Genomic DNA, 14,284 nt, shown 5'->3' with positions numbered 1-14,284 from the left:
AAAGGAGCCGCGCGCGACGCGTTTTTGCGGGGGCGGGGTGGCAAGGGGCGCGTAATATAACCGAACTCGGACAACGTGTCGCAGACGCCGAATGCCCCTGTTTTCGTGGGGTTTTTTGAGTGTCCGGGTTTCCGGAATGGCGGTGCGCGGCGCGGGAAAACCGGCGGGAGTCAGGGCGGCGAAACATGCACGGTGGGCACACCGCGCGTAGCGTCGGTACCGCATGGCGTCGCGGCGTTGCACCGCGACCCGTTCACGTCAAATCACTTCACTTCGCGCCGCCGTTTCGGCAGAACTGCTCGTAGACCTGCGCCGAATTCGCGAAGCCATGCGCTTTCGCGAGTTCCCACGGACGCTCGCATTGCTGCGTGCGTTCGCACCATGCGTAGCCGGCCGAGCCGATGCAGCCGTGTGCATCGCGATCGCCGCCGACCATCGGCGGGGTCGCTTGCGCGGCGGTATCCGCCGGTGCTGGCGCACTGGCCGGTGCGGACGATTGCGCCGCACAGGCGCTCAACGCGAATGCGCAAGCGATCGCGGCGGCCAACGACGCGGAGGGAAGGTAACGTTTCATCGGGTAGCGCTCCATGGGATGACGAACGACAGCGGATGCCCGTGCGCGGGCGCATGAACTCGGCAACGATCACGCGTCCGGCACTGGCACGCGCGACGAGAACTTCACCTCGCGCAACGCGAGGCTCGACTGGATCGACGACACGCCGGCCTGCTTTCTCAGCACGCGCTCGACGAATTCAGCATACGCATCGAGATCGGCCGCGACGACCTGCAGGATGTAGTCGGCCGCGCCGGTGATCTTGTGGCACGACGTGACCTCGTCGTGACGCCGCATCACCTCCTCGAAGTGATCCGAGTCCTGGTCCGAATGCATGTTGAACGTGACCTGCACGAACGCGAACACGTTCATGCCGAGCGCGCGCCGGTCGAGGTTCGCCTGGTAGCCGGTGATCACGTGCTCGTCCTCGAGCCGCTTGCGGCGGCGCCAGCACGGCGTGACGCTCAGCGACAGCTTCTCGCCGAGCGTCGCGTTCGACAGCGCGCCGTCTTCCTGCAGCAGGCGGAGCATCGCGCGGTCGACACCGTCCAGTTCAACTGAAGCGCGATTTTTGCTCATATCCGGTGTCCTGTAGGCAGATTTCTCAAAATTGTACGAAACGAAGAGGTGGAAAGCAAAGTTATTGCCGGCCGGCGTCAATAAACTGTTGCCACCCCTTTCCCCTAGTCACCCCTGCAACGGTCAACCATGCTCACGGTCTACAGCAGCGATCACCACCTGCATCGCGGCGTCGAACTGAAGGACGGCGCGATCACCGAGTCGTTCGAAAACCCCCTTCGTGCCGAAACGGTGCTGGCGCAGGTCCGCGCGGCCGGCCTCGGCGACGTGATCGCGCCACGCGCGTTCGACCGCGCGAGCTACGCCGGCGCGCACAGCCGGCGCTACGTCGACTTCCTCGCCGGTGCGTGGGACGAATGGACGGCGACCGGCCGCACCTGCCAGGCGCTGCCGCTCGTGTGGCCGGTGCGCGCGATGCCGGCCTCGGCGATGCTGCCCGACTTCATCGACGGCAAGCTCGGCTTCTTCGCGATGGATGCCGGCGCGCCGATCAACGCGGGCACGTGGGACGCGGTAAGCGCGAGCGCGAACTCGGCGCTCACGGGCGCCGACCTGCTGTCGGGCGGCGGTGCGCGCGCGGCGTTCGCGCTGTGCCGCCCGCCCGGCCATCACGCGGGCCGCGAGTACATGGGCGGTTACTGCTACCTGAACAACGCGGCGATCGCGGCGCAGCACGGCATCGCAAGCGGTGCCGCGCGCGTCGCGGTGCTCGACGTCGATTTCCACCACGGCAACGGCACGCAGGACATCTTCTACGAGCGGCCGGACGTGCTGTTCGCGTCGCTGCACGGCGAGCCGCCGGTGTCGTATCCGTACTTCTCCGGCTATGCGGACGAACGCGGCGCGGGGGCCGGCGAAGGCTTCAACCTGAACCTGCCGCTGCCGAAGGGCACGCAGTGGGACACCTACTCGGAGGCGCTCGGCCAGGCTACTGCCGCGATCGCGAAGCACGCGCCCGACCTGCTCGTCGTGTCGCTCGGTGTCGACACGTTCGAGCATGACCCCATCAGCCATTTCAAGCTGCGTTCGCCCGACTACCTGCGGATCGGCGAATCGCTCGCGCGCCTGAACCTGCCGACGCTGTTCGTGATGGAAGGCGGCTACATGGTCGACGAGATCGGTATCAACGCGGTGAACGTATTGCTGGGTTTCGAAGGGCGCGCGTAAGCGCACGGCAAGCCTTTCGACGAACGACGGATCTGAACACGAACGAAGCGCGACAAGGACGGAGACAACCATGAATCGACATCACAAGACGGCACTTGCCACCGCGGCTGCATTGACGTGCGCGCTGTCCGCCTGGCCTGCACACGCGGACGATATCGTGCGCATCGGGCACGTCGCGCCGCTGACCGGCGCGATCGCGCACCTCGGCAAGGACAGCGAGAACGGCGCGCGCCTCGCGGTCGAGGAAATCAACGCGAAGGGGCTGACGATCGGCGGCAAGAAGGTCACGCTGCAGCTCGACGCGCAGGACGACGCGGGCGATCCGCGCACCGCGACGCAGGTTGCGCAGCGGCTCGTCGACGACAAGGTCGTCGGCGTCGTCGGCCATCACAACTCGGGCACGTCGATTCCGGCGTCGCGCGTGTATCGCGATGGCGGCGTCGTACAGATTTCGCAGGCCGCGACCAACCCGACGTACACGCAGCAGGGCTTCAAGACGACCTATCGCGTCGTCGCGACCGATGCGCAGCAGGGTCCGGCGCTCGCGATGTACGCGGCGAAGAACATGGGCATCAAGACGGTCGCCGTGGTCGACGATTCGACCGCGTACGGGCAGGGCCTTGCAACCGAGTTCGAGAAGGCCGCGAAATCGGCCGGGATGAAGGTCGTGTCGCGCGACGCGACGAACGACAAGGCGATCGATTTCCGCGCGATCCTCACGAAGATCAAGGGCGAGAACCCGGACGCGATCATGTACGGTGGAATGGACGCGACGGGCGGCCCGCTCGCGAAGCAGGCGCGCCAGCTCGGCATGCGCGCGAAGATCCTCGCGGGCGACGGCGTGTGCTCGACCGACCTGCCGAAGCTCGCGGGCCCGGCGTCGGACAACGTCGTGTGCTCCGAGGCCGGCATCGCGCTCGAGAAGATGCCGGGCGGTGCGGCGTTCGCGAAACGCTATGAAGCGCGTTATCACCAGCCGATGCAGGTGTATGCGCCGTTCTCGTACGACGCCGTCTACATCATCGTCGACGCGATGAAGCGCGCGAATTCGACCGACCAGGCGAAGGTGCTGGCCGCGATGCCGGCCACCGACTATCGCGGCGTGATCGGCGAAACGAGCTTCACGCCGCAGGGCGACCTGAAGCACGGTGCGATCTCGGTGTTCACGTACAAGAGCGGCAAGAAGGCGCTGCTCGATATCGTCAAGATGTGACCGACGTGGCGCGACGCACGCGGGCGACCCGCATCGGGAACGGTACGGCAGGCGCGTGACGGATTCACGTCGTGTCGCGTCGCGTGCCGTTCCCGGCCTGCCGTCTGGCGTCAGGGCAACAGCACGGTGTCGACCACGTGGATGACGCCATTGGATTGCATGACGTCGCCGATCGTCACGTGCGCGACATTTCCCTTGTCGTCGGTGATGGCCCAGCCCCGTGCGTCCTTGCTGACTATCAGCGGATCGCCCTCGACCGTCTTCAGCGTCGCTTTGCCGCCGCCTTGGTCGACCGCCATCGCCAGATCGTGCGCGGTGATGCGTCCGGGGACGACGTGATAGGTCAGCACCTTGACCAGCGTTGCCTTGTTCTCCGGCTTCAGCAAGGTTTGCACCGTGCCGGACGGCAGCGCGGCGAATGCCTCGTTGGTCGGTGCGAAGACCGTGAACGGCCCCTTGCCCGACAGCGTATCGACGAGCCCGCCGGCCTTCACGGCCGCGACCAGCGTCGTGTGATCATTCGAGTTCACCGCGTTCTCGATGATGTTCTTCGACGGATACATGGCGGCGCCGCCGACCTCCACGGTTTTGTCGCCGGACATCGAACCTGCCATCGCGGCGGGCGCGGTGGCGCCTAGCGCGATCGCGAGGGCAAGCAGCGTGGCGGCCATGCTCGACTTGTTGCGGAATTCCATTTGCGTTCTCCCGAAAGATCGATGCTTCCGGCTGGAAGCAAACGGAGATACGCGTGGAACGGGGCGGCGGATGCATCCGTGACAGAGATACTACGAGCCGCGACGGCGGCTCGCCCGGCAGACCCGCTCATGCGCCGCCGACGGCGCCCTGTGCCAGCACCGGCCCGGTCGGCTGCCCGGTCGGCGAACCGCCATGCGGTTCCAGCGACACGGCGAGTACCGCGCGAGCGTTCAGCGACAAGAGCGCCGCGCGCGGCAACGGCACGACGGTCGGCCGGTCGGCGGCGATCAGGCCGAGGGACGCGGGCCGTCCATCCGGCGTAATCAGCCACAGTTCCGTCGAGCGATCGGCCGCGACCGGCGTATCGCTCGACGGCACGATCACCATGCGCGCGCGCTCGACGTCGACGGTCACGGTCCAACCGGCGCCGCCGCCGTTCCGTACGAGGCTTGCCACCTTGTACGCGTCCTGGCCGGGCCCGGCGGCGGTTTGCTCGCGGACAGGCAGAACGGCCAGCACGGCGAGCGCAAGCGCCGCGACGCTCGAACCGATACCGATCCAGCGCCACCCGCTCAGGTTGTTCCAGAAGCTGATGCGCGGCCGGGACGGCGTGGCGAGCACGAATCCCAGGTCGGACTGGATGCGCTTCCAGACGTGCGGCGCGGGCTCGATCGCGACGATGTCGTCGTTCAGCGGCATCAGGTGGTTTTGCCAGCGCAGGACGCTCGCGGCCAGTTGCGGATCGAGATGCATCGCCTGCTCGATTCGCCTGCGCTCCGTGCCGTCGAGTACGCCCAGCACGTATTCGGCACAACGGATGTCGTTCGGGCTGGAGAGTGGGGTATTCATCGTTCGAGGCATGCCTTGAGTTGGATCAAACTGCGCCGAATCCAGCTTTTCAGGGTGCCGAGCGGCACGCGCAGGTGTTCGGCCAGTTCCGCATAGGTCGCCCCCGCGAAGAACGCTTCGCGCACGACGCTACCCTGTGCGGCCGGCAGGTTTTCCAGACAGTACTCCAGCCGGCGCCTCGCCTCGCTGTGCTCGGCGACCGCGGCGGGCGACGGCTGCTCGTCGGCGGTCTCTTCCATCGTCGACTCGTCGACCGGGGCTTCACGATGGCGCCGCAGCCGGTCGATCGCCCGGTTGCGCGCGATGGCCCCGAGCCAGGTGATCGCGCTGGCCAGCGCCGGATCGAACGTCGCCGCCCGGCGCCATACCGTGACATAGACGTCCTGCAGCACCTCCTCGGCTTCACCGCGATCTCGCAGGATCGTCAGGCATACGCCGAACAGCTTCGCGGAGGTCCGGCGGTAAAGGATGCCGAACGCGTCCTGATCGCCGGCGGCGACGTCGAGAAGGAACTGGTTCAGTTCCTCGCGGCGACGGCGCTCGGATTCGCTGGTCGGCCGACTGCCGTCGAACGCAGGGTTGCCTCTCGTGTGCACGGTGTCCCCAAGTCGGTTGTCTGAAGAATCCGGGGTGATATCTGATGCGTGAGCCATCGTATCCTGATCCCTTTCGCGTTGGGGCGGGCACGCGGCCACGATCTCGGGGCCCGCCGATTCAGCATTTACGTGCCGGGCGAGTATCCGGATGCATGAATGGCGAAAAAAATATGCGAGCTCGCGGCTTGGCGTCGCGCCGCGTCCAGTGGACCAGAAGGATCTGGTCGCCGCGTCGGCAGAGGATGGTCGCGCGTGCGTTCATTTCGGTTTCCTGGTTGGATGCCGACGCGTCGAGGCAGCAGGCAAAAAAAAGCCGCCCTCGAAGGGCGGCAGGGAGCGGAGAGGTTCGCTACAGGGTGCGGGATGGGATGACCGTTTCGTCCGGCATGACCATTGTCGCGACGTGACATCGCGCAGTGAATCAGACGGGTCTGATTTGCAGGCGGACCGAGCAGGAAATCGGAGCGGAACCCATGTGTGCCGCGGCGTGGCGTTCGATGTCGCGGCCGTGCTGGCGTTGAAGGCCGGGCGCATCCGCTGCCGGCCGGTTACTGTTTTCGGGCGCGCCGCGCGTGATGTGCGGCGCCACGCCCGGACGTCTTACGATGTATGCACGCGCGAGCCGCTACGTTGCGACTCCGCATCGTGCACGATATGCAACTCGCGCGTGCGGATCGGCAGCGCGCAATTCGCGTCGGCGAGCGTCTTGCGCACCTGGCGCGCAAGGCGCCAGCGCATCGCCCAGAACTTGTCGGTGTGCGTCCAAACGCGCATGTTCGCGATGGCCGTGCTGTCGTCGAAGCGCATCACCATCACGTCCGGTGCGGGATCCCGCAGCACGTCGGGGTCGGCCACGGCCAGCGCCCGCAGCGCGTCGAGCGCGCGATCGATATCGTCGTGCACCGACACTTCCACTTCGAGATCGAGGCGGCGCGTCGGATTGCGCGTGTAGTTGCGCAGCGAGCTGCCCCACAGCGCACTGTTCGGCACGTACTCGCAGATGCCGTCCGGCTTCGTGAGTCGCGTCATGAAGAGCCCGACTTCGTCGACCGTGCCGGCGACGCCCGTGCCGCCGTCGATGTAGTCGCCGACCTTGAACGGCCGCAGCAGCAGAAGCATGATGCCGGCCGCGATGTTCTGCATCGTGCCCTGCAGCGCGAGCCCGATCGCAAGACCGGCCGCGCCGAGCACCGCGATGAGGCTCGCGGTTTCGATGCCGAGCTGCGACAGCGCGCCGACGATCGCGACGATCCGGATGCCCCACACGGCGACGTCGCAGAGGATCGGCCGCAGCGTGTCGTCGACGCGCTCCTTGTTCGCAAGCAGCCGGTTCAGCCAGTTGCCGATGCGTTTGGACAGCCACCAGCCGGCGAAGAGCAGCGCCAGTGCGGCGCACAGCCTGAGGGAAAGGGTGGACAGCGCGTTCCACAGGAACGTCCAGCGTTCCGGGTGCAGTTGATCGAGAAACATGACGGGATTCCGGTTGGGTGACAGGTTGCGCGATACGCGACGGTCCCGCCGCGTTCGGGCAGGCACGGGTTCGCGCGCAGGCAGCCTTCGACTGCAAACGTCATGCGATGGTTCGCGCGAATGCATGCATGCGGGTCGTGCGCGGTCAGCGAGTGGGCGCCGTCGGCAGCACCGGGACGGCCACCGGCCCGCATCTGCACTTCGAGGTACGCAGGCATGCCCGCCTCGTGGATCCGATCGCGCTGGTGCAGACGGCCAAGGCGGCGAAGCTGAAGGGCGAGCAGCGTGTCGCGTTCAACCGCGTGGCGCGGGAGGCGCGCACGCAACTCGCTTCGGCCACGTGGACGCTACCGGTTGCGATGTCGAAGCCTTCAGCGTCGCAGGCGGGCTGATCGTTAGCCGGACGCCGGTTTTCACGGCCGGCATTGCGTTATCGAGCACACTCGTTGTATGTCGCGGTGGCGTCGCTATCCGGAATGCGCGTGCGTTTGAATGACAGGTCATCGTGCGAAGCAGCATCACTGAATGGCGTGCGGCACGTGCGCCGCCAATCATTCATCGAATTGCGTCAGATTTTCCGATTGCTTCGGAATGCGGTGCGATCTCCTTCAACGCGTTGAGCAAAGCCGGCAATTTCAACCGGCAATTCGTTTGATCCGGCTATGGCGCCCGCCACGCCTTCGTATGCTGCACAGCGGCAATTCCGCTTTCTTTATTTCCCGATCCGAAATTAATCGCAATGTGATTGCCGATATCACGCCATCGGATCTTGCGATTATTTCAAGGCAGGTGATATAACCCGTTTCACGCACCGGTTTGCTGCAATAACGTCACCAATAAAAGCGAGCGGAACGATGAAAAGAAAGACGCGGAACCTGGGTTTGGGTGGGATGGCGATCCTGACCGGCGCGATGCCGGTGGGCGCCTATGCGGCATGCTCGGCCACCGCGCCGGGCAGCGGAACGACGGTCACGTGTTCCGGCGCGAATGCGCCGTCGGTCGTGGCCGCGGCCGGCAGCACCAATGTGACGATCAATCTCGATTCGACCGTCACGGGCAGCTATGTGCTGACGTCCACACCGACACCGTTCTCCGTCGATACGTCGAGCGCGATTACCAACAACGGCAACCTGTCGATGTCCGGCAACGGCACGGGCGTCGCGAACCGCGGTGCGGTGCTGCTCGGCGTGAACAGCGGCAACACGCTCACCAACGGTGCGACCGGCGTGATTTCGACGACGGGCCAGTACAACGACGGGATGGCCGCGAACGGCAACAACAACACGCTCGTCAACAACGGCTCGATCACGACCACCGGCAACAATTCCTACGGGATGACGGCCGCGTGGGGGCAGAGCAACCCCGGCGCGTCGGGCAACCAGATCGTCAACACGGGCACCGTGACGACGTCCGGCAACAATGCGCGCGCCGCGTCGCTGCTCGGCGGCAGCGGCACGATCACCAACAGCGGCACGCTGACGTCGAACGGCCGCGATGCGCCGGCCGTCTACATGCAGGGCAACAACGACACACTGGTCAACAGCGGCACGATCCAGACGACCGGCACTGCGACGAGCGGCGGCAGCGTCGACGCGGTCGTGTCGAACACGCTCGGCAGCTCGTTCACCGCGACGATCACGAACCAGGCCGGCGGCAAGATCATCAGCAACAACGGGATCGGCGTGCGCTCGACCAATGGCGCGACCACGATCACCAATGCCGGGCTGATCCAGGGGGGCGGCGGCACCGCGATCCAGGGCGGCAACGGCAACGTTACGCTGATCCTGCAGACGGGCTCGCAGATCGTCGGCACTGCGAACGGCGGCGCGGGCACCAACACGGTGACGCTGCAGGGCACGGGCACGGCGTCGAATGCGTTCACGAACTTCCAGAGCCTGACGATGGCCGGCACCGACTGGACGTGGGCCGGCACCGGTACGTTCTCGACCGCGCTCGTGCAGAGCGGCACGTTGAACCTCACCGGCACGCTCGGCACGACGACGGCGTCGGTTGTCGCGACGGTCAACGCGGGCGCGACGCTGCAGGCGAATGCGTCGAACCTGCCGCTGTCCGTCACCGACAACGGGCTCGTGCGTTTTCAGCAGGACAGCGCGGGTACGTACACGGGCGCGATCAGCGGTTCGGGCGCGGTGGAGAAAACCGGCGCGGGCACGCTGACGGTCACGCCTTCTTCTGCCGGCGGCAACACGTATTCGGGCGGCACGACGATCACGCAAGGTACGCTGTCGGTCGCCGCCGACAACGCGCTCGGTGTGGCGTCGGGCAGCTTGACGTTCAACGGTGGCACGTTGCAGCTTGGCAGTTCGTTCAACCTCGCATCGAGCCGCGCGGTGTCGATCACGGCGAACAACGGCACGATCGACACGCAGAGCTTCAACTCGATGCTGACGCAAGGCATCACGGGCGCGGGATCGCTGACGAAGCTCGGTAGCGGCTCGCTGACGCTGAACGGGGCGAACAGCTATGCGGGCGGCACGAACGTCAATGCGGGCACCGTGATCGTCGGCGACGGCACGAGCGCCTCGGCCGCGCTGGGCGGCGGCGGGCCGGTGACGGTGGCATCGGGCGCGACGCTTGGCGGCTACGGCAGCGTGACGGGCAATCTGACGAACAACGGCACAATCTCGGTGGCCAACGCACTGGCGAGCCTCGCGAGCGGCACAACCGGCAATTTCCAGATCAACGGCAACTTGACCAACGCGGGGCTCGTGCAACTCGGCGGCAGCGGCATCGGCAACACACTAACGGTCGCAGGCAACTACGTCGGCCAGAACGCGACGATCGCGATGAACACGTTCCTGGGTGGCGACGGCGCGGCATCCGACAAACTGGTTGTCAGCGGCGGCACCGCAAGTGGATCGAGCACGCTGAAGGTGACGAACGTCGGCGGCCCAGGCGCGCAGACGACAGGCGACGGCATCCAGGTCGTGCAGGCGACAAATGGCGCGACCACGAGCGCCGGCGCGTTCGCGCTGTCCGGCGGGACGGTGAGCGCGGGCGCCTATACGTACTTCCTCGCGAAAGGTGGTGCGGCGAACGGCACCGGCGACAGCTGGTACCTGCGCAACACGGTGCCACCGAAACCGCAGCCGCCCGTGGTCGAGCCCGGCCAGCCGACGCCGCCGACTGAGCCGCCGATCACGCCGGCCGAAGGCACGCCGGAATCGATCGTCGATGCGGTCGACCATGCGGGTTCGGGCGGCAATCCGGAACCGGTCTATCGCCCCGAAGTGCCGTTGTACGCGGAAGCGCCGGCCGTCGCGCGCCAGCTCGGCCTGCTGCAGATCGACACATTCCATGACCGGCAGGGCGAACAGGGCCTGCTCGCCGAGAACGGTTCGATACCTGCGTCATGGGCACGCGTGTGGGGCGGCAACAGCAACATCAAGCAGAAGGGCGACGTGACGCCGTCGTTCGACGGCACGGTGTGGGGGATGCAGGTCGGGCAGGATCTGTACGCCGATACCACCGCCAGCGGCCATCGCAACCACTACGGCTTTTTCCTCGGCTTCTCGCGCGCGGTCGGCGACGTGAACGGCTTCGCACTCGCGCAGCAGGACATGGGCGTCGGCACGCTGCAGGTCAATGCGTATAACCTGGGCGGCTACTGGACCCACATCGGCCCGGGCGGCTGGTACACGGATGCGGTCGTGATGGGCAGTGCACTCACGGTGCGCACGCATTCGAACGACAACGTGAGCGGCTCGACGAACGGCAACGCGTTCACCGGTTCGGTCGAAGCGGGCTTCCCGATCGCGCTCGGTTACGGGCTGACGCTGGAGCCGCAGGCGCAACTGGTGTGGCAGTACCTGTCGCTGGACAAGTTCAACGACGGCGTGTCGGATGTCACGTGGAACAACGGCAACACGTTCCTCGGCCGGATCGGCGCTCGCCTGCAATACGCGTTCGATTCGAACGGAGTGAGCTGGAAGCCGTACCTGCGCGTGAACGTGCTGCGCTCGTTCGGCAGCGACGACAAGACGACGTTCGGCGGCGCGACGACGATCGGCACGCAGGTCGGGCAGACGGCCGGGCAGATCGGCGCGGGGCTTGTCGCGCAGCTGACGAAGCGCGGCAGCGTGTATGCGACGGTCAGCTACCTGACGAATCTCGGCGGCGAGCACCAGCGCACGATCACCGGGAATGCGGGTGTGCGGTGGGCGTGGTGATTGAAAGGGTAACGATGCGTTGATCGACCGGCCGCGGCACGGATCGTCGCGGCCGACCGGTTCAGTCCACTCAGGCAGCCTGTTCGACCGGCAACCAGATTTCCAGCACGCCGGCGCCCGTCACCGGATCGTAGTCGCCGCTGTAGCGCTCGAACTCGGGTGCGTCCACCGCCTTGAATCCCGACGTCGGCAGCCAGCCGTTCCAGATGCTGTAGAAGGTCTGGTGCAACGTCGAGATATGCCCGGCGTGTTCGAACACCGCATACCGCTGCGGCGCCAGTTCGACCCAGCGAAACGGCGTGGGCAGCCGGTCGCGGCTCGTGACTTCCACGCCCGCGATGTATTCGAAGCTGCCATCCGCATCGGGGTTGCAGCACACGCCGTACGTCACGTCGCCGACCTGGCCGGGAAGGGTGCCGATGTATGGGATGAACGCTTGCCAGAGCGCCGGAATCCCTTCGTTGGTTTCAAACGTATAGCGGTCGCTCATGCCGGCAATCAGCCGCTTGCCGGCGGTTTCGAAGCGTGACGGCATCACGTCGATGATCTTCAGTTCTTTCATGCGAAGCGGCTCCACAAGAGACAACCCGTCGAGAGTGCGCCGTGCCCGCACGTCCTCGGGTGTCATGCCGAAGAGATCGCGGAAGGCGCGCGTGAACGCCTCATGGGAGCCATAGCCGGCATCGAGCGCCACGTGCAGGATGTCCGGCGCGCCTTGCGCCAGCGCGCGTGCCGCACGCGTGAGCCGCCGCGACCGCACATAGCGCATCACCGGCCAGCCGGTATTCATCGAGAACAGGCGCGAGAAGCCGAAGCGTGACATGTCGCAACCGGCGGAAATCCTGTCGAGCGTCAGTTCCCTGTCCAGTTCGGTTTCGATCAACCAGAGTGCTTTTCCTACCGGGTTCATGGCGTGCCAATGAGGGTGTCGGGCGGACTATAGGGTATCGGCGTCCCGGGCATTTGATCGTTCTTGCACATGCAGGCGGGTTTCGTCGAGAAAAAAAGGAACGGATGCATCGTACTGCGTCACGGGTGACTTTGCCGCCGACCTGCGCTACGCTCGCAACTCCGATACCCCGAGTCGTAATAGCATGTCGTTCATCAGCACCGGCGTCGAGTATGGCCTGCATTGCCTGCTTTACCTTGCCGACACTTCCACGGGCGTGCGCGACGCAAGCGTGCGCGATCTGGCCGAGATGCAGGGCGTGTCCGTCGATTACGCGGCGAAGCTGTTCACGCGTCTCGCGAAGGCCGGCATTGTCGTGTCCAGCGAGGGCATTCGCGGCGGGTTCACGCTGGCGAAACCGGCGCGTGACATCTCCGTGCAGGATGTCGTCGAAGCGATCGACGGCGACAAGCGGCTGTTCGACTGCCGCGAGGTACGCAGCCAGTGCGCGGTATTCGAGGGTGACGCACCGGCATGGGCCACGCGCGGCACGTGTTCGATTCACGCGGTGATGCAGGCGGCGGAGCAGGCGATGCGCGAGGAACTGAAGAAGCAGTCGCTCGCCGATCTCGCCGAGCGTGCGTGGTCGAAAGCGCCGGCCAGTTACGGCCCGAAGGTGGTCGGCTGGTTTGCCGATCGCGCGGCGAGCCGCGGCGGCGAGCGCTGATTCGCGTTCGCATCGAACGACAACGCGCGGTGCGTTCACCGCACCGCGCGCATCTTCGGCGCACGTGCGCCGCTCAGGCCACGACGATCCGCAACGGATCCGCGGCCGTCAGTGCTTCCGCACGATCCGCGCGCGGCGGATAGATCCACTCCGAATTGATCCGGTGCTTCAGTTGCTTCGCTTCCGCCCCCGTCAGTTTCACTTCGCGATCCCACCCTTCCGTATACACCGCGCCCCACGGGCCGAGGTCCAGGCACGTCACGTACTTCGGCTGGCTGTACGGAATCTGCTCGAGACCCAGCAGATCGGCCGCCACGTTGTGCCCGGCCGAACGGCCGAGATTCATTGCGTGCTGGCACGACATCATCGTGTGGTTGCCTGCATCGTCGGTCGCCGCGTACGCGACGTCGCCCGTCGCGTAGACGCCCGGCACGCCGTCGACCGCGAGGTTGCGGTCGACATGCAGGCGGCCCGTCGCATCGCGGCGGCCCGGAATCTGTTCGGTCAGCGTGCTCGCGCGCAGGCCGGCCGTCCAGATCACGGTGCTTGATTCGATCCGTTCGCCGTCGGCCGTCGTGATGCCGCCCGCGTCGACCGATACGACGCCGGAGCCGAGCTTCCACGTCACGCCGAGCGTGCGCAGCGCTTCTTCGATGACGGGGCGCGGGCCTGCGCCCAGATCCGGGCCGATCGCGTCGTTGCGCTCGACGATCACGACCCGCACGTCCGTGTGCTCGCCCAGCGCGGCGCGCAGGCGTGCCGGCATTTCCGCCGCCGTCTCGATGCCCGTGAATCCGCCGCCAGCGACGACGACCGTATTGCGTGCGATGGAAGCCGGCTGCCGCGCCAGATCGCGGATGTGCGCTTCGAGTTCGACGGCTTCGTCGGTCTGGTCGACGCTGAACGTGTGCTCGGCGAGGCCCGGAATCGCCGGGCGGAACAGGCGGCTGCCAGTGGCCAGCACGAGGCGGTCGTAGGCGAGCGTCGATGTCTTGCCGTCGTGAGTTGATACATCAGCGGCCCGGCGCGCGACGTCGATGCGCTCGACCGTGCCCTGGACGAACGTCACACCGACCGCATCGAAGATCTCGCCGAGCGGTGCGCGGAAATTGGCCGGGCCTTCTTCATAAAGGCGCGGACGAACGTGCAGATGCGCGTCGGGCGCCACCACGGTGATCTCGACGTCGGTTCGACCGTGCAGGTCGAGCAGACGCGCTGCGCTCAATGCGCTCCACATGCCGGCAAAGCCGGCCCCGATAACAAGAATTCGCTGTGCCACTGTTCCACTCCGGTTGATTGATGCACGAGGTCGGTAGAACACCGACGTTGCCTCCCGCATCGATGCGCTCCATAAC

The 14,284-nt window shown here is 66.2% G+C and carries 12 protein-coding genes and 1 pseudogene; 5 read left to right on the top strand and 8 right to left on the bottom strand.

From position 1 onward, the window contains the following. Positions 1-268 precede the first annotated feature (268 nt). Both KEC55_RS26130 and KEC55_RS26125 read right to left on the bottom strand, forming a co-directional pair. Positions 269-574: a hypothetical protein gene (locus KEC55_RS26130; RefSeq protein ID WP_282508001.1), complete on the bottom strand. Its 306-nt coding sequence runs from the start codon at positions 572-574 to the stop codon at positions 269-271. A 69-nt stretch (positions 575-643) separates the two neighbouring features. Next, positions 644-1,132, bottom strand: coding sequence for an Lrp/AsnC family transcriptional regulator (locus KEC55_RS26125; protein ID WP_059237927.1), 489 nt, complete (start codon positions 1,130-1,132; stop codon positions 644-646). Positions 1,133-1,261: 129 nt separating this feature from the next. On the opposite strand from KEC55_RS26125, the gene KEC55_RS26120 reads away from it, so the two are divergent. Continuing rightward, complete coding sequence (locus KEC55_RS26120) at positions 1,262-2,299, top strand: histone deacetylase family protein (RefSeq protein WP_282508000.1); 1,038 nt, start codon at positions 1,262-1,264, stop codon at positions 2,297-2,299. Between the two features lie 70 nt (positions 2,300-2,369). Beyond that, positions 2,370-3,512 (top strand): branched-chain amino acid ABC transporter substrate-binding protein, encoded by a 1,143-nt coding sequence (locus KEC55_RS26115; protein WP_282507998.1) that lies wholly within the window; start codon positions 2,370-2,372, stop codon positions 3,510-3,512. Positions 3,513-3,622: 110 nt separating this feature from the next. Here the strand turns inward: KEC55_RS26115 and KEC55_RS26110 are convergent, their stop codons facing one another. From KEC55_RS26110 to KEC55_RS26095, 4 genes are all read right to left on the bottom strand, one after another. After that, positions 3,623-4,207: a fasciclin domain-containing protein gene (locus tag KEC55_RS26110; RefSeq protein WP_282507997.1), complete on the bottom strand. Its 585-nt coding sequence runs from the start codon at positions 4,205-4,207 to the stop codon at positions 3,623-3,625. A 127-nt stretch (positions 4,208-4,334) separates the two neighbouring features. Next, positions 4,335-5,057 carry an anti-sigma factor gene (locus KEC55_RS26105; RefSeq protein WP_282507996.1) on the bottom strand — a complete coding sequence of 241 codons (723 nt, stop codon included), beginning with the start codon at positions 5,055-5,057 and terminating at the stop codon, positions 4,335-4,337. Further along, a complete protein-coding gene (locus tag KEC55_RS26100) occupies positions 5,054-5,710 on the bottom strand; it encodes a sigma-70 family RNA polymerase sigma factor (RefSeq protein WP_282507995.1) in 657 nt (218 codons plus the stop codon). Before KEC55_RS26100 ends, KEC55_RS26105 begins: the two co-directional genes overlap by 4 nt. 543 nt (positions 5,711-6,253) lie before the next feature. Continuing rightward, entirely contained in the window at positions 6,254-7,123 is an 870-nt protein-coding gene (locus KEC55_RS26095; protein ID WP_282507994.1) for a mechanosensitive ion channel family protein, read from the bottom strand. A gap of 131 nt (positions 7,124-7,254) precedes the next feature. Here KEC55_RS26095 and KEC55_RS26090 point away from each other — a divergent pair. Both KEC55_RS26090 and KEC55_RS26085 read left to right on the top strand, forming a co-directional pair. Continuing rightward, positions 7,255-7,515 (top strand): annotated as a pseudogene (locus tag KEC55_RS26090) (M23 family metallopeptidase); the annotation flags it as partial. A 498-nt stretch (positions 7,516-8,013) separates the two neighbouring features. Next, positions 8,014-11,313 carry an autotransporter outer membrane beta-barrel domain-containing protein gene (locus KEC55_RS26085; RefSeq protein WP_348995911.1) on the top strand — a complete coding sequence of 1,100 codons (3,300 nt, stop codon included), beginning with the start codon at positions 8,014-8,016 and terminating at the stop codon, positions 11,311-11,313. A 70-nt stretch (positions 11,314-11,383) separates the two neighbouring features. On the opposite strand, the gene KEC55_RS26080 is transcribed toward KEC55_RS26085, so the two are convergent. Further along, positions 11,384-12,223: an AraC family transcriptional regulator gene (locus tag KEC55_RS26080; protein WP_282507992.1), complete on the bottom strand. Its 840-nt coding sequence runs from the start codon at positions 12,221-12,223 to the stop codon at positions 11,384-11,386. Positions 12,224-12,407: 184 nt separating this feature from the next. Here KEC55_RS26080 and KEC55_RS26075 point away from each other — a divergent pair, with 184 nt between their 5' ends. Then, entirely contained in the window at positions 12,408-12,929 is a 522-nt protein-coding gene (locus tag KEC55_RS26075; protein WP_175847737.1) for an RrF2 family transcriptional regulator, read from the top strand. A gap of 73 nt (positions 12,930-13,002) precedes the next feature. Here KEC55_RS26075 and KEC55_RS26070 read toward each other — a convergent pair whose 3' ends face one another. Continuing rightward, the gene (locus tag KEC55_RS26070) at positions 13,003-14,208 is read right to left on the bottom strand and encodes an NAD(P)/FAD-dependent oxidoreductase (RefSeq protein WP_282507990.1); all 1,206 of its coding nucleotides are present in this window, start codon (positions 14,206-14,208) and stop codon (positions 13,003-13,005) included. Positions 14,209-14,284: the final 76 nt, after the last annotated feature.

The sequence above is a fragment of the Burkholderia cepacia genome, from assembly GCF_029962485.1.
Lineage (GTDB): Bacteria > Pseudomonadota > Gammaproteobacteria > Burkholderiales > Burkholderiaceae > Burkholderia.
The sequence above is the reverse complement of the archived record's forward strand: the minus strand, read 5'-3'. Positions and strand labels throughout refer to the sequence as shown.